The organism is Candidatus Pelagibacter bacterium nBUS_36, assembly GCF_051201215.1.
Taxonomy (GTDB): domain Bacteria; phylum Pseudomonadota; class Alphaproteobacteria; order Pelagibacterales; family Pelagibacteraceae; genus Pelagibacter.
Genome location: NZ_CP172839.1, coordinates 504,848 through 520,209 on the forward strand (window position 1 = coordinate 504,848; position 15,362 = coordinate 520,209).

The window sequence follows — 15,362 nt, forward strand, 5'->3', positions numbered from 1 at the left end:
TCTCGCTATAGGATGGTATTTATCTAATCAATGAGCAAGGTTCATTATTTAAATAGCCATTTACATAAATTCAGAGAAAAAAGTAAAATCACAATTGATGTAGAAAATATAGGAGATCTAGCTCATTACAATGTTCTTGATAAAGAAGATAAAAAAACCACCAATATATTTACGGGATGTTTTAAAAATAAAGAAAACTATAAGGAACTACTAAAAAAATTACCAAAAGATATTGAGCGTATTGGATTGTATTATTTAATTACTGTTTATTGGATTGCTTATACTTGCCATTATCATAATGATAAATTTGATAAAGCTATGGAAGATTGTTTGGAAAGTATCGATGAATATGTTGTTCTTTTAAATAGTCCTCGTTTCTGCAAGAAGGTATATTATTATTTAAACCCAATTAGTGAGATTAAATAGTTAATAATGATTATCTATAAAAAATCATTTGATTTTACAGCTTCAGATGATGAACTTTATGATTATGTTGAGAAGATGATTGATGTAATGGTAGGGGACATTGATCCTAAAGTTGAGTTTGACTTTGAAAACGATGAAAATCATCGTTATGTTAATTTTAAAATTCTAAATAAGGTTTTGCATTAAACAACCTTTATCAAATACTATTATCCTATAAAAATAAATTCACTTGATATTCACTTGGTCTATTTCTACTTCCTTCCATTCTATAGTCTTATTCAACGATTTTAATTTTTAAAAAAACTAATGTAATTATTATGTTTGTTGAAAATAAACGAGATTTTAGTGGTGCCCCCGCACGGATTCGAACCGCGGACCTATTGATTACAAATCAATTGCTCTACCAGCTGAGCTACAAGGGCATAAGCAATAACTATTAATTATTTGTTAAATAATCAACTCTTTTTTTTTAAAAAACTTAAGTGATGAAATACTATTGCTGCACTATTGGATATATTGAGACTTTCGATATCTTTATTCATATCAATTTTTACAAAGAAGTCTGCATATTTACCCGTATGCTCTCTCATACCAAAACCTTCAGAGCCAAATAGAAGAACATTTTTTCCTTCCCACTTAACCTCAGTAAAATCTTTATCACCTTTAGCGTCAAAACCATAAACCCAAAAATTTTTTTCTTTTAAGTTTTTAAGTGTGGAGTTGATATTAGATACTTGAAAAATATTTAAATGCTCCATACACCCACTGGCAGATTTATACATAAGTTTGCTATCACGAGGAAACTGCCTTTCTTTAATTATAAGTCCATCAATTTTAAAAGAAGATGCACTTCTAATTAGTGATCCAATATTTCTTGGATCTGTAACTTCATCTAAACAGACAAAAGTACATTCTTTTTTTTCTTTAATAAATTCTTTTAAATCTAATTGATCAAGATGCTCAATTTCAGCAACATATCCATTATGCATTAGTTGTTCTTTAGAAGTATATTTGTCTAATTCTTTTTTGGATTTAAAGTAAACTTTAACGTCTTCTAAAACATTCTTTTTTGGATTTTTTCTATGAATATTTTTCTTTGCATCCTCAGTTAAAAACACTCTTAAAACTTTTCTATTAGGATTTCTAAGCGCTTCAATAACAGCATGTTGTCCGGCAATAAAAAAAGACGATTTATTCATATATTTAAAGGTGTTTTACACGTTTTTTTGGATATTTTCTTATTAAATCTCGTGTTGCAATTGCATAAATAAAATATATAAAACGCATGTTGTTTGAAGCTTTATTGAACAGGGGACACTTCCCCAAAAGGAGGGGTTCCAGAGCGGTCAAATGGGGCGGGCTGTAAACCCGTTGACTTCGGTCTTCGAAAGTTCGAATCTTTCCCCCTCCACCATTCAATAAAATTTTAGGTAACACTGGAGTGTTACTCTTGGGGTTGTGCGGGTGTAGTTCAATGGTAGAACGCTAGCCTTCCAAGCTGGATGTAAGGGTTCGATTCCCTTTACCCGCTCCAAGAAGAAAAAATTATTAATGAAAACAAAAACTGAGGTAAAAAAGTAATGTCAAAAGAAAAATTTGTTAGAAGTAAACCCCATTGTAACATTGGGACTATTGGTCATGTCGATCATGGTAAAACAACTCTTACTGCAGCTATCACAATTACATTAGCAGAAGCAGGTGGAGCAGCAGCAGTAGCTTACGATCAAATCGATAAAGCTCCTGAGGAAAAAGAAAGAGGAATTACAATTTCAACTGCCCATGTTGAATATGAAACTGAAAAAAGACATTACGCTCACGTTGATTGTCCAGGTCACGCCGATTATGTTAAAAACATGATTACAGGTGCAGCACAAATGGATGGAGCTATCTTAGTTGTTAATGCTGCAGATGGTCCTATGCCTCAAACAAGAGAGCACATTCTTTTAGGGAGACAAGTTGGTATTCCAGCAATTGTAGTTTACTTAAATAAAGTAGACCAAGTTGATGACAAAGATATGATTGAACTTGTAGAAGAAGAAATTAGAGAACTTTTAACTTCTTACAAATATCCAGGAGACAAAACTCCAATCGTTAAAGGTTCAGCTTTAGCAGCAGTAGAAAAAAGAGATGAAGAAATTGGGAAGAATTCAATTTTAGAATTAATGAAAGCTGTTGATGAACATATTCCACAGCCAGCTAGAGAAGTTGACAAACCTTTCTTGATGCCTGTCGAGGATGTATTTTCTATTTCTGGTAGAGGAACAGTTGCAACTGGAAGAATCGAATCTGGTGTAGTTAAAACTGGTGAAGAAGTTGAAATCGTTGGAATTAAAGAAACTAAAAAATCGGTTTGTACTGGTGTTGAAATGTTTAGAAAACTTTTAGACTCAGGTGAAGCTGGTGATAACGTGGGAATTCTATTGAGAGGAATTGAAAGAACTGACATTGAAAGAGGTCAGGTTCTTTGTAAGCCTGGCTCAATAACTCCACACACTAAATTTGAAGCTCAAGCGTATGTACTTAAAAAAGATGAAGGTGGAAGACATACTCCTTTCTTTACTAAGTACAGACCTCAGTTTTATTTTAGAACAACAGACGTAACAGGTGAAGTAGAATTACCAGCAGGTACTGAAATGGTTATGCCAGGTGATGATGCTAAATTTACTGTTAAGTTGATTACACCAATTGCAATGGCAGAGAAATTAAATTTTGCTATTCGAGAAGGTGGAAGAACTGTTGGAGCAGGAGTAGTAACAAAAATTATAGAGTAACTCTATAAATAGGAGTGTAGCTCAATTGGTAGAGCGCCGGTCTCCAAAACCGGAGGCTGAGGGTTCGAAGTCCCTCCGCTCCTGCCAAATTGAGCTAAATTATTATGAGAAATCCAATCAAATTTATTCAAGAAGTAAAACAAGAGGCTTTCAAAGTTTCTTGGCCTACTTGGAAAGAGACATTGCAAGGTGCTCTAATGGTATTTGCAATGGCTGTAGTAATGTCTCTCTTTTTTCTTCTTTTAGATCAGGTTTTAAAGTTTTTCTTAGAATTATTACTTAAGGTGAGTATATAATGAAAAATTGGTTTATAGTTCAATCTCACTCAAACTTTGAGAACAAGGTTTCTGGTTTAATTAAAGAAGAGGCAGAAAAAGCTAAGATTTCTGATAAATTTGAGGAAATTATCGTACCAACTCATGATGTAACTGAGGTTAAAAGAGGAAAAAGAATTCAAAGAAAAAAGAAATATTTTCCAGGTTACGTGTTAGTAAAGTGTGAAATGGATAATGATATTTATCATATGATAAAGAATATAAAGAGAGTTAGTGGTTTTCTAGGATCAAAAGGAATACCAGTACCTGTTTCTGATAAAGAAATAGAGAAGATTTTAGGTCAAATAAAAGATGGTGTGGCCCAGCCAAAATCTGGTATAGAATACAGCGTTGGCGAAAAAGTACAGGTTGTTGATGGTCCTTTTGCATCATTCAGTGGAATGGTTGAAGATATAGATGAAGAAAAGTCTAGACTTAAGGTTTCAGTTTCTATATTTGGTCGTCCAACACCTGTAGATTTAGAATATAACCAAGTTGAGAAAGTAAGTTAATGGCAAAAGAAATAAGTGGATTTATAAAATTACAAATTAAAGGCGGTCAAGCAAATCCTGCCCCACCAGTTGGTCCAGCATTAGGACAACGTGGTGTTAATATTATGGAATTTTGTAAAGCTTTTAATGATAAAACTAAATCAATGGCTGGCAAACCGGTTCCTGTTGAAATTACAGTCTACAAAGATAAAAAATTTGATTTTAAAATAAAATCTCCACCAGCATCTTTCTTTATTAAAGAAGCCGTTAAACTTAAAGGTGGATCAAAAGAACCTGGTAGAAATATTGTTGCTTCAATTTCAAAAAAACAATTAGAAGAAATAGCGAAACAAAAAATGAACGATTTAAATGCTCATGATTTAGAAGAAGCAGTTAAAATTATTGGCGGGTCTGCAAGATCTATGGGTATTGAGGTTAAAGAATAATGTCATCAAAAAGATTTAAAAAATTACCTGAAAAAACAAAAGATCTAAGTGCTGAGTCAATTGAAAAGCTTTTACCTGAACTAAAAAAAAATTGTACAACAAAATTTGATGAGTCTTTAGATTTAAGTTTTCAAATAAATAACAAACAAAAGAAAAGTGAAGTTAACATTAGAACAGTTGTTAATTTACCAGGCGGAACTGGAAAAAATGTAAAAGTTGCTGTTGTTTGCGAGGATAATAAATCTCAGGAAGCCAAAGATGCTGGAGCCGATATTGTTGGTAGCGATGAATTTGTGGAAAAAATTAAAGGTGGGGAATTAAATTTTGAAAAATTAATCTGTACACCTGGTATGATGATTAAACTTTCAAAATTAGGAAAAGTTTTAGGTCCAAAAGGCTTAATGCCAAATCCAAAACTTGGCTCTGTTTCTGAAAATATTAAAGAAGCAGTAACTAATGCCAAATCAGGTCAAGTGGAAATTAGAAATGATAAAGATGGAAATATTGGAGTTAGTATTGGAAAAAAATCATTTCATGACGATCAGTTATTAAAAAATTTCCATGCCATATTAGATGCATTAGAAAAAGAAAAATCAAACAACACACTTAAAGGTGATTTAATTAGAAACACTTTTGCCACTTCTACTATGGGCGTTTCATATAAAGTTAAATTAGGAAAATCGATATAGTTATGATGAACAAAGAACAAAAAAAGAATTATATTTCAGAAATGTCTACTCAGTTTGAAAATAGTAAAGCAGTTATGGTCACTCATTATCAAGGTTTAACTATGACTCAATTAGATGATTTAAGAGCAAAGATGAGAGAGCATGGCATAATTTTTAAGATAACTAAAAATAGAATTACCAAATTAGCTTTAGAAAAAACTAAATGTAAAGATTTATCAGATTTATTTACTGGTCCTACAGCGGTTGCTTTTGGTGAAGATGCAATTATGTCTGCAAGGATTTTGTCGAAATTTGCCAAAGACAATGAAAATCTTAAATTAATTGGTGGAATTATGGACAATGAGGTCTTAGATCAGGCTGGTGTCCAAAATGTTGCTAGTTTACCTACTTTAGATGAAGCAAGAGCAAATATTGTTGGTATTTTAAACGCACCAGCATCAAAATTAGTGAGTATTTTACTTGCATACTCAGAAAAAATGAGTAATTTGTCCGCAGAAAATTCTGAAACACAACCCAAAGAGTAATTAAATATGCCTGACCTAAATAAAATTATTGAAGACCTTTCAAGTTTAACTGTTGCTGAAGCAGCTGAACTTTCAAAACAATTAGAGGAAAAATGGGGTGTAACTCCAATGGCAGCAGCAGCTCCTGCAGCAGCAGGCGGAGCGGCACCAGCAGAAGACAAAGATGACTTTACAATAATGCTTGTATCTGCAGGTGATAAAAAGATTAATGTAATTAAAGAAGTTAGAGCAGCAACTTCATTAGGCTTAAAGGAAGCTAAAGATCTTGTAGAAGGAGCACCAAAAGAAGTTAAGTCGGGTGTTAATAAAAAAGAAGCTGAAGAGATCAAAGCAAAACTTGAAGCTGCAGGCGCTAAAGTAGAACTTAAATAAATTAATAAGAAAGAATTCGAATACTGATTATTTTTAATCAGTATTATTAAACATAGATGCAATTATCTTTTACTGAAAAGAAAAACATTAGAAAAAGTTTTGGTAAACTTAAGGAGAGTTTATCAATACCTAATTTAATAGAGGTTCAAAAAAATTCATACAAAGAACTTACAGAATTTGAATCTGAAGCAGAACTTACAAAAGGTTTTGATAGAGTTTTTAAAAGTATATTTCCAATCGAAGATTTAAATGACAAAGCAACTTTAGAATATGTATCTTACAGATTAGACAAGCCAAAGTTTGATGTTGACGAATGTATTACTAGAGGTTTAACTTATTCTTCAGCTCTTAAATGTACGTTAAGATTAGTTGTATATGAAATAGACCCAGACAATAATACTAAAGATATATTATCAGCTAAAGAACAAGAAGTCTATATGGGTGAAGTACCAATGATGACTAACAGTGGTACATTTATAACAAATGGTGTTCAAAGAGTTGTTGTTAATCAAATGCACAGAAGTCCAGGTGTATTTTTTGATCACGATAAAGGTAAAACTCATGCAAGCGGTAAGTTGTTATTCAATTGCAGAATTATTCCAAATAGAGGGTCATGGTTAGATTTAGAATATGATGTCAAAGATTTTTTATATTTTAAAATTGATAGAAAAAAGAAAATTTTTGTTTCTACTTTACTATTGGCACTAGGTTTTACTAAAGCTGAAATTGCGGACGAATTTTATTCTGATGAACAATATACTTTTGATCCAAAAACTGAAAAATGGAAAACAAAATTTAATCCAGAAAATTATAAAGCTAAAAATTTCTCTGAAGAAGTTATTGATGCCAAAACTGGTGAAGTTGTAATTAAACTAGGTGATAAAATTAATTTTTTAAATGCTAAAAAACTATCTAATGATGGGCTTAAAGATATTTTGGTTTCAAGAGAGTCTTTGTTTGGAAAATTTTTACATAGAGATGTCAAAGTAAGTGATGATGAAGAAGAAGGTACATTTAAAATTGGAACAGAATTAAATGATACAGTGTTACAACAAATTTTAGATGCAAACATTCATTCTTTACAAATATCAGTTACAAACTCCATAAATAAAGGGCCTTATTTATTAACAACTATTTTAGCTGATAAAAACAATACTAAAGATGAGGCAATTACTGAAGTTTATAAAATGCTTAGACCCGGTGAGCCTCCAACAATTGAAATAGCTACACAGATTTTTAATAATCTTTTCTTTAGTTCAGATAGATATGACTTGTCTGACGTCGGAAGAGTAAAAATGAACTCAAGATTAGAGCAAGATTGTTCTGACAAGATAACGATTTTAAGAAACGATGACATCATAGCAATAGTTCATAAAATGTTAGATTTAAGAGATGGTAAAGATGAAGTTGATGATATCGACCATCTAGGAAACAGAAGAGTTCGTTCTGTTGGTGAGTTAGTTGAAAACCAAGCTCGTATAGGTGTTTACAGAATGGAAAGAGCTATTAAAGAAAAAATGACAACTTTAGATGTTGAGTCAGCGATGCCCCAAGATTTAATTAATGCTAAACCATTAACTGTTTCTTTAAAAGACTTTTTTGCAAGCTCTCAACTTTCACAGTTTATGGATCAAACAAATCCATTGTCAGAAATTACTCACAAAAGAAGAGTTTCAGCTCTAGGACCTGGGGGTCTTACCAGAGAAAGAGCTGGTTTTGAAGTTCGTGACGTCCACCCAACACATTATGGAAGAATTTGCCCTATTGAGACACCAGAAGGACCAAATATTGGTTTAATTAATAGTTTATCAACTTATGCTAAAATTAATAAATATGGATTTATAGAAAGTCCTTATAAAAAAGTTAAAGATGGTGTTGTCCAAAGCAATGTTGAATATTTATCAGCTATGGAAGAAACAAAATTTACTATTGCACAAGCTAACACTAAATTAGATAAAAATGGAAAAATTATTGAAGAACTAGTTTCTTGCAGACAGAATTTAAACTTTCTTTTAGCAAAACCAGATACAATTGATTACATTGATGTATCACCCAAACAACTTGTATCAGTTGCTGCTTCATTAATTCCTTTTTTAGAAAATGATGATGCTAACAGAGCATTAATGGGATCTAACATGATGAGACAGGCAGTCCCATTACTAAAACCTGAGTCACCTTTAGTTGGAACAGGTATTGAAAGTGATGTGGCATTAGATTCTGGTGTAACTATTGTTGCTAAACGTGAAGGTACTGTAGATAAAATTGATGGTAAAAGAATTGTTATTAAAGCAACTGAAGAAACTGACTTTTCTAAATCAGGTGTTGATATTTATAATTTACAGAAATTTAAAAGATCAAATCAAAATACCTGCATTAATCAAAAACCACTTGTAAGAGTAGGTGATAAAGTTAAATCAGGAGACATCATAGCAGATGGTCCATCTACTAAATTAGGTGAGTTGGCTTTAGGAAAAAACGTAACAGTAGCCTTTATGCCATGGCAAGGATATAATTTTGAAGATTCAATTTTGATTTCTGAAAGATGTGTAACTGACGACGTATTTACATCTGTCCATATTGTAGAATATGAAATTATGGCTAGAGACACAAAATTAGGTGAGGAAGATATTACAAGAGATATACCAAACGTTAATGAAGAGGCATTAAAAAACCTTGATGAGTCTGGAATTGTATACATTGGTGCTGAAGTTAACGCTGGTGACATTTTAGTTGGAAAAGTTACTCCAAAAGGTGATTCTGCTTCAGGTCCTGAAGAAAAATTATTAAGATCAATTTTTGGTGAAAAAGCAATAGATGTTACTGATACATCTCTTAGAATGTCTAGAGGAAGCAGTGGTACTGTTGTAGATGTTAGGGTTTTTAACAGACATGGTATAGAAAAAGACGAAAGATCAATCACAATTGAAAGAGCCGAAATAGAGCAAGTTCAACAAGATAAAATTGTTGAAGAAGAAATTTTAGAAAGAAGTATAAAGCAAAGAGCATCACAATTCTTATCAGGCTCTTCATTAACTAAAAAAATTAAAGATTTATCGGAAGGTACTAAACTAGATTTTGAAACTATAGATAGACTTCCAGTCAATGAAGTATTTAAAATTACAGTAGGTAATGTTAACGATGAAGCAACTTTAGCTCAACTTAAAGATCAGTATAATAAAGCAAAACAAGATATTACTGAAAGATTTGAAGATAAGGTTTTAAAAATTAGAAGTGGTGACGACTTATTACCAAGCGTAATGAAAATGGTTAAAGTTTTTGTTGCTATCAAAAGAAGATTAAGACCTGGAGATAAAATGTCTGGTAGACATGGTAATAAAGGTGTTGTTAGTAAAATCGTTCCTGTTGAAGATATGCCTTATAGAGAAGATGGTAGACCAGTTGATATTGTACTAAATCCACTCGGTGTTCCAAGTCGTATGAATGTAGGTCAAATATTGGAAACTCATTTAGGATGGGCTTGCAAAGAATTTGGTGAAGAGGTTAAAAAGTTGGTTAACGAAAATAATAAAAAAATTGAAAAAACGGAGAAGATTTCAAAATTTCTTAAATCTGTTTATGGCGAAGAAATTTTTAATGATAAAGTTGAAAAATTAAGCAAACCTGAGTTTAAAGATTTATGTGAGAATTTACAAAACGGTATTGCTATATCAACACCAGTGTTTGATGGTGCGAAAGAAAAAAATGTTACCGAAATGCTGGAACTTGCAAAATTACCAGGATCTGGGCAAACATATTTATGGGATGGTAGAACGGGAGAAAAATTTGATCGTCCTGTAACTGTTGGAATTATTTATATGTTAAAACTTCATCATTTAGTTGAAGATAAGATTCATGCAAGATCTACTGGACCATACAGTTTAGTAACACAACAACCTTTAGGTGGAAAAGCACAACTTGGTGGTCAAAGATTTGGTGAAATGGAAGTTTGGGCTTTAGAGGCATATGGAGCATCATATACACTTCAAGAAATATTAACTGTTAAATCAGACGATGTAGCAGGAAGAGTTAAAGTATATGAAACAATAGTCAAAGGTGAAGAAAATTTTGAATCAGGTATTCCTGAGTCATTTAACGTGTTAGTTAAAGAAATTAAATCATTAGCATTAAATGTGGAGCTTAATTAGATGAAAAAAGAATTAACAGATTTATTTAAAAATACTGAAATTTCTGAAGCTCAAAATTTTAATAGTATTAAAATATCATTAGCTAGTCCTGAAAAAATTAAGTCATGGACTTTTGGTGAAATAAAAAAACCAGAAACTATTAATTATAGAACTTTTAGACCTGAAAAAGATGGTCTATTTTGTGCAAGAATTTTTGGTCCAATTAAAGATTATGAATGTTTGTGTGGAAAATACAAACGAATGAAGTTTAGAGGAATTATCTGTGAAAAATGTGGTGTTGAAGTAACTAAATCTAATGTACGTAGAGAGCGAATGGGCCATATTAATCTTGCAACACCTGTTGCTCATATATGGTTTTTAAAATCACTACCTAGCAGAATTGCTTTAGCAGTAGATATGAAGCTTAAAGAAATTGAAAGAGTTTTATATTTTGAAAACTTTATTGTTATCGAACCAGGATTAACAGGATTACAAAAAAACCAACTTCTAAATGAAGAGGAACTAGCTAAGTACCAAGATGAGTTTGGTGAAGAATCGTTTACAGCAGGAATTGGTGCTGAAGCAGTTCTTGAAATGCTTAAAAATTTAGATTTAGAGTTAGAAAGAAAAAACCTTGTAAACTTTATTAAAGAAACAAAATCAAAAGTTAACGAAGAAAGAGCAATAAAAAGATTAAAACTAGTAGAATCTTTCATTGAAACTGGTCAAAAACCTGAGTGGATGATTTTAACTGTAGTTCCTGTAATTCCACCAGAGCTTAGACCCTTAGTGCCGTTAGATGGTGGTAGATTTGCTACTTCAGATTTAAATGATCTTTATAGAAGAGTTATTAATAGAAATAACAGATTAAAAAGATTAATGGACCTTAAAGCTCCCGACATCATTGTAAGAAATGAAAAACGTATGCTTCAAGAGTCTGTAGATGCATTATTTGACAATGGTAGAAGAGGAAGAGTAATAACAGGTACTGGTAAGCGACCTCTTAAATCTTTAGCTGAAATGCTTAAAGGTAAACAAGGTAGATTTAGACAAAACTTACTTGGTAAAAGAGTTGATTACTCAGGTAGATCTGTAATTGTTGTAGGTCCAGATTTAAAACTTCATGAATGTGGTTTACCGAAAAAAATGGCTTTAGAACTATTTAAACCGTTTTTATATGCAAGATTAAATAAACTTGGGTTGGCTTCAACAATTAAACAGGCTAAAAAATTAGTTGAAAAAGAAACAAATGCTGTATGGGATGCGCTAGAATTAATTGTAAGAGAGCACCCTGTAATCCTAAACAGAGCGCCAACTCTTCATAGATTGGGTGTACAAGCTTTTGAACCAAAACTTATTGAGGGTGATGCTATTGAACTACATCCATTAACTTGTGCTGCTTTTAATGCAGACTTTGATGGAGACCAAATGGCTGTACACGTTCCATTAAGCTTAGAGGCTCAATTAGAAGCTAGAATTTTAATGTTGTCGACTAACAATATTTTATCTCCTTCTAACGGCAAACCTATTATCGTACCAAGTCAGGATATGATTTTAGGAATTTATTATCTTTCTCAAGAACCTATGACAGATAAAGCTTCAGGATATTTTGTAGATGTTGATGCTATAGAATTTGCATTAGCTTCTGATCAAATTAAAGTTCATAGTACTATTATATCAAGAATTGAAACAGTTGATGAAAATGGAAACAAAAAATTTGAAAAATACACATCAACAGCAGGTAGATTTTTATTAGCAAATTTACTTCCAAAAAATAGTAATATTAAATTTTCTCTTGTTGACAGATTGCTACCGAAAAAAACCGTCTCTGAAATCATTGATATTGTTTTTAGATTTTGTGGACAAAAAACAACTGTAATCTTTTGTGACAAACTTAAAGATTTAGGATTTAAACACGCATTCAAAGCAGGTATATCTTTTGGAAAAGACGACCTGGTAATACCAGTAAGCAAAACACAATTAATTGAAGATACAAAAGGATTGATTGCTGACTATGAAACACAATATTCAGAAGGTTTAATTACAAGAGGAGAAAAATATAACAAGGTAGTGGATGCTTGGTCAAAATGCACAGATAAAGTTGCTGGCGAAATGATGAAAGGAATATCAGCTACAGAAAAAACTCCAGAAGGCCTTAAGATTAACTCAGTTTATATGATGGCAGATAGTGGAGCTAGAGGATCTGCTGCACAAATGAAACAACTTGCTGGAATGAGGGGATTAATTGCCAAACCTTCAGGTGAAATTATTGAAAGTCCAATTATTTCAAACTTTAAGGAAGGTTTGACAGCTTTAGAATATTTTAATTCTACACACGGAGCAAGAAAAGGACTGGCAGACACAGCTCTTAAAACTGCAAGCTCAGGATATTTAACAAGAAGACTTTGTGACGTTGCTCAAGATTTAACAATTACAAAAATTCAATGTGATGATCCTGGATTTATAGAACTTTCAGAAATTTTAGAAGGTGGAAACGTTGTGGTAAGTTTATCTGAAAGAGCTTTAGGTAGAGTTACAGCAGCTGATGTAAAGAATCCACTTACTGGTGAAATAGTAATTAAAAAATCAAAAATGATTGATGAAGCTGGTTGTGATTTAATAGATGCAGCAGGTGTTAAATCAATTAAAGTTTACTCTGTAATGACATGTAGCTCTAAAGAAGGTGTTTGCTCAACTTGTTATGGAAGAGATTTATCTAGAGGAAAAATGGTGCATGTAGGTGAAGCTATTGGTATGATTTCTGCTCAATCAATTGGTGAACCTGGCACTCAATTAACAATGAGAACTTTCCACGTTGGTGGTACAGCTTCTGTTAAACAAGATTCTCAAATTGTAAGTAAAAATGAAGGAACACTTAAAATTTTAAATTCTAATATTTTAGAAGATTCTAAGAAAAATTTAATTGTGATGGGAAGAAACACACAATTATCAATTGAAGATGATAATGGAGTTCAAATTGCAGTTTACAAAGTTGCTTATGGATCGAAATTATTTTTTAATAATGGTGATAAAATTAAAGCTAATACAAAAATTTGTGAATGGGATCCATACACAACTCCGGTAATAGCTGAAAAAAGTGGTACGGCGAGTTTTGTTGATTTAATTGATGGAGTTTCAATTCAAGAAACTACAGATGATGCAACAGGTATATCTTCAAAATCAGTAATTGATTGGAGAGCTCAATCAAAAAGTACAGATTTAAAACCGAGAATAACTTTAAGAGATGAAAAAGGAAATGTTATTAAAAAAGCTGATGACAACGAAGCTAGATATTATTTAGTTCCAGACTCAATTCTTTCAATTAAAGATGGTCAAAAAGTTTTTGCTGGTGATGTGATAGCTAGACTTCCAAAAGAAACTACTAAAACAAAAGATATTACTGGTGGTTTACCTAGAGTAGCTGAATTGTTTGAAGCAAGAAAAGCTAAAGACAGTGCTATTATTGCTGAAAATGATGGTCAAGTTGTTTTTGGAAAAGAGGTCAGAGGAAAACAAAAAGTTTCGATTGTTCCTGAAGATGGAGCAGAACCTTCAAACTACCTAATTCCAAAAGGCAAACATATTAATTTTAATCCTGGTGAAAAGATCCAAAAAGGTGAATATTTATTAGACGGACAACCATTACCACATGATATTTTGAGAATCCTAGGCATTAAAGAATTAACAGAGTATTTTGTAAATCAAGTTCAAGAAGTCTATAGATTACAAGGTGTAATCATCAATGACAAACACATCGAAACTATTTTAAGGCAGATGCTTAAAAAAGTTGAAGTTAAAGTTTCTGGTGATTCGAGCTACTTACCTGGTGAAGTAATTGACAGAATTAAGTTTGAAAATACAAACGAAAAACTTGTAGCAGAAGGAAAAAATCCTGCTGCAGGTGAAAGAGTTTTAATGGGTATTACTAAAGCTTCATTACAAACAGAGTCATTTATTTCTGCAGCTTCATTCCAAGAAACAACAAGAGTTTTAACAGATGCTGCTATTAAAGGTAAAGTTGACCCATTAAATGGCTTAAAAGAGAATGTTATCGTTGGTAGATTGGTTCCAGCTGGTACAGGAAATATCAAAAATAAATGGAACAAAAAAGCTTTAGATGACGATACTAATTTTATAGCTGAACAAGATAAAATCGAAACATCTGAGCCTTCAGAAACACCGGTAAATCAATAAATATATCGCTTAATACTCGAAGTTTTAGTTTGACAAAGTCAGATTAATAAGTATTTTGGCGATGTTTTTGGTTGGAATGTAGTGCTTAACAATAGCACTAAACGCTGCCACAAAATAACCTGCCAGTTATTTTCATCTAAAAATATATTAATTAATATTATAAAAATTTATGCCAACTATTAACCAGTTGTTAAGAAAAAAAAGAATTAAACAAGTAACAAGGAACAAAGTTCCAGCATTACAAAAGCAACCTCTTAAAAGAGGTGTGTGTGTTAAAGTTTATACTACCACTCCAAAAAAACCCAACTCAGCTTTAAGAAAAGTTGCAAGAGTAAGGTTATCAAATGGTTTCGAAGTTACTGCTTACATAGGTGGTGAAGGACACAACCTTCAAGAACACTCTGTGGTTTTGATTAGAGGTGGAAGAGTTAAAGATTTACCAGGTGTTCGTTATCATATTTTAAGAGGAAATCTAGATACACAAGGTGTTGCTAATAGAAAAAAGAGAAGATCTCTTTATGGAACAAAAAAAGGTAAATAATGTCTAGGAAAAAAACTCAACCAAAAAAAAATGTTGTTCCAGATCCAAAATTCAACTCAACTATAATTCCTAAATTGATTAACAATATCATGTACGATGGAAAAAGAGGAGTTGCAGCAAAAATTGTTTATGATGCAATTGATAAAATTAAGACGAAATCAAAAGATGAACCTATAAATATTTTTAACGAAGCTATTAACAATATTAAACCCACTGTTGAAGTTAGATCAAGAAGAGTAGGTGGAGCCACTTACCAAGTTCCTGTAGAAGTAAAGAGCAAAAGAGCCCAAGCGCTAGCTATCAGATGGCTAGTAGACTCTGCAAGAAAAAGAAAAGACAAACATATGTCTGATAAAATTTTCAATGAACTTTTTGATGCTTATGAAAAAAAAGGTGCCGCAGTTAAAAAAAGAGAGGATGTGCATAAGATGGCTGAGTCAAACAAAGCCTTCGCACATTTTAGGTGGTAA

General features: G+C 32.0%; 14 protein-coding genes and 4 tRNA genes. 16 read left to right on the forward strand and 2 right to left on the reverse strand.

All coding sequences use genetic code 11. From position 1 onward, the window contains the following. Window positions 1-30: 30 nt before the first annotated feature. Window positions 31-426 (forward strand): hypothetical protein, encoded by a 396-nt coding sequence (locus ACIJYI_RS02675; protein ID WP_435114572.1) that lies wholly within the window; start codon window positions 31-33, stop codon window positions 424-426. A gap of 6 nt (window positions 427-432) precedes the next feature. After that, on the forward strand, window positions 433-612 hold the full coding sequence (locus tag ACIJYI_RS02680) for a hypothetical protein (protein WP_435114573.1): 180 nt from the start codon (window positions 433-435) through the stop codon (window positions 610-612). 160 nt (window positions 613-772) lie between these two features. Here ACIJYI_RS02680 and ACIJYI_RS02685 read toward each other — a convergent pair. Together ACIJYI_RS02685 and rlmB are read right to left on the reverse strand one after the other, a co-directional pair. Beyond that, window positions 773-848: transfer RNA gene (locus ACIJYI_RS02685), tRNA-Thr, on the reverse strand. A 33-nt stretch (window positions 849-881) separates the two neighbouring features. After that, the gene (gene rlmB / locus ACIJYI_RS02690) at window positions 882-1,625 is read right to left on the reverse strand and encodes a 23S rRNA (guanosine(2251)-2'-O)-methyltransferase RlmB (protein ID WP_435114574.1); all 744 of its coding nucleotides are present in this window, start codon (window positions 1,623-1,625) and stop codon (window positions 882-884) included. A 129-nt stretch (window positions 1,626-1,754) separates the two neighbouring features. Between rlmB and ACIJYI_RS02695 the strand changes: the two genes are divergently transcribed. The 14 genes from ACIJYI_RS02695 to rpsG all read left to right on the forward strand — a co-directional run bounded on the left by ACIJYI_RS02695 (window position 1,755) and on the right by rpsG (window position 15,362). Next, window positions 1,755-1,840: transfer RNA gene (locus tag ACIJYI_RS02695), tRNA-Tyr, on the forward strand. A 46-nt stretch (window positions 1,841-1,886) separates the two neighbouring features. Then, window positions 1,887-1,960: transfer RNA gene (locus ACIJYI_RS02700), tRNA-Gly, on the forward strand. A 46-nt stretch (window positions 1,961-2,006) separates the two neighbouring features. Then, window positions 2,007-3,197 (forward strand): elongation factor Tu, encoded by a 1,191-nt coding sequence (tuf, locus tag ACIJYI_RS02705; protein ID WP_435114575.1) that lies wholly within the window; start codon window positions 2,007-2,009, stop codon window positions 3,195-3,197. Window positions 3,198-3,207: 10 nt separating this feature from the next. Then, window positions 3,208-3,284, forward strand: a tRNA-Trp gene (locus tag ACIJYI_RS02710). Window positions 3,285-3,301: 17 nt separating this feature from the next. Next, complete coding sequence (secE, locus tag ACIJYI_RS02715; RefSeq protein WP_029454738.1) at window positions 3,302-3,493, forward strand: preprotein translocase subunit SecE; 192 nt, start codon at window positions 3,302-3,304, stop codon at window positions 3,491-3,493. Then, a complete protein-coding gene (gene nusG / locus ACIJYI_RS02720; RefSeq protein WP_435114576.1) occupies window positions 3,493-4,023 on the forward strand; it encodes a transcription termination/antitermination protein NusG in 531 nt (176 codons plus the stop codon). The genes secE and nusG overlap by 1 nt, the downstream gene beginning before the upstream one ends. Then, window positions 4,023-4,448: a 50S ribosomal protein L11 gene (gene rplK, locus ACIJYI_RS02725; protein WP_435114577.1), complete on the forward strand. Its 426-nt coding sequence runs from the start codon at window positions 4,023-4,025 to the stop codon at window positions 4,446-4,448. The genes nusG and rplK overlap by 1 nt, the downstream gene beginning before the upstream one ends. Continuing rightward, on the forward strand, window positions 4,448-5,137 hold the full coding sequence (gene rplA / locus ACIJYI_RS02730) for a 50S ribosomal protein L1 (RefSeq protein WP_435114578.1): 690 nt from the start codon (window positions 4,448-4,450) through the stop codon (window positions 5,135-5,137). Before rplK ends, rplA begins: the two co-directional genes overlap by 1 nt. Before the next feature lie 5 nt (window positions 5,138-5,142). Next, window positions 5,143-5,661: a 50S ribosomal protein L10 gene (gene rplJ, locus ACIJYI_RS02735; RefSeq protein ID WP_435114748.1), complete on the forward strand. Its 519-nt coding sequence runs from the start codon at window positions 5,143-5,145 to the stop codon at window positions 5,659-5,661. A gap of 6 nt (window positions 5,662-5,667) precedes the next feature. Beyond that, entirely contained in the window at window positions 5,668-6,033 is a 366-nt protein-coding gene (gene rplL, locus ACIJYI_RS02740; protein ID WP_023853693.1) for a 50S ribosomal protein L7/L12, read from the forward strand. 56 nt (window positions 6,034-6,089) lie between these two features. Beyond that, entirely contained in the window at window positions 6,090-10,178 is a 4,089-nt protein-coding gene (rpoB, locus tag ACIJYI_RS02745) for a DNA-directed RNA polymerase subunit beta (protein ID WP_435114579.1), read from the forward strand. Continuing rightward, entirely contained in the window at window positions 10,179-14,351 is a 4,173-nt protein-coding gene (rpoC, locus tag ACIJYI_RS02750; protein WP_435114580.1) for a DNA-directed RNA polymerase subunit beta', read from the forward strand. A gap of 169 nt (window positions 14,352-14,520) precedes the next feature. Further along, the gene (gene rpsL / locus ACIJYI_RS02755; protein ID WP_435091052.1) at window positions 14,521-14,892 is read left to right on the forward strand and encodes a 30S ribosomal protein S12; all 372 of its coding nucleotides are present in this window, start codon (window positions 14,521-14,523) and stop codon (window positions 14,890-14,892) included. After that, the gene (gene rpsG, locus ACIJYI_RS02760; protein ID WP_028036888.1) at window positions 14,892-15,362 is read left to right on the forward strand and encodes a 30S ribosomal protein S7; all 471 of its coding nucleotides are present in this window, start codon (window positions 14,892-14,894) and stop codon (window positions 15,360-15,362) included. The genes rpsL and rpsG overlap by 1 nt, the downstream gene beginning before the upstream one ends.

Coding starts and splice junctions, on each gene's coding strand:
- tuf (WP_435114575.1), top strand. CDS start 2,007: ATGTCAAAAGAAAAATTTGTTAGAAGTAAACCCCATTGTAACATTGGG.
- rlmB (WP_435114574.1), bottom strand. CDS start 1,625: ATGAATAAATCGTCTTTTTTTATTGCCGGACAACATGCTGTTATTGAA.
- rpsG (WP_028036888.1), top strand. CDS start 14,892: ATGTCTAGGAAAAAAACTCAACCAAAAAAAAATGTTGTTCCAGATCCA.
- ACIJYI_RS02680 (WP_435114573.1), top strand. CDS start 433: ATGATTATCTATAAAAAATCATTTGATTTTACAGCTTCAGATGATGAA.
- rpoC (WP_435114580.1), top strand. CDS start 10,179: ATGAAAAAAGAATTAACAGATTTATTTAAAAATACTGAAATTTCTGAA.
- ACIJYI_RS02675 (WP_435114572.1), top strand. CDS start 31: ATGAGCAAGGTTCATTATTTAAATAGCCATTTACATAAATTCAGAGAA.
- rplK (WP_435114577.1), top strand. CDS start 4,023: ATGGCAAAAGAAATAAGTGGATTTATAAAATTACAAATTAAAGGCGGT.
- rpsL (WP_435091052.1), top strand. CDS start 14,521: ATGCCAACTATTAACCAGTTGTTAAGAAAAAAAAGAATTAAACAAGTA.
- rpoB (WP_435114579.1), top strand. CDS start 6,090: ATGCAATTATCTTTTACTGAAAAGAAAAACATTAGAAAAAGTTTTGGT.
- nusG (WP_435114576.1), top strand. CDS start 3,493: ATGAAAAATTGGTTTATAGTTCAATCTCACTCAAACTTTGAGAACAAG.
- rplJ (WP_435114748.1), top strand. CDS start 5,143: ATGAACAAAGAACAAAAAAAGAATTATATTTCAGAAATGTCTACTCAG.
- rplL (WP_023853693.1), top strand. CDS start 5,668: ATGCCTGACCTAAATAAAATTATTGAAGACCTTTCAAGTTTAACTGTT.
- rplA (WP_435114578.1), top strand. CDS start 4,448: ATGTCATCAAAAAGATTTAAAAAATTACCTGAAAAAACAAAAGATCTA.
- secE (WP_029454738.1), top strand. CDS start 3,302: ATGAGAAATCCAATCAAATTTATTCAAGAAGTAAAACAAGAGGCTTTC.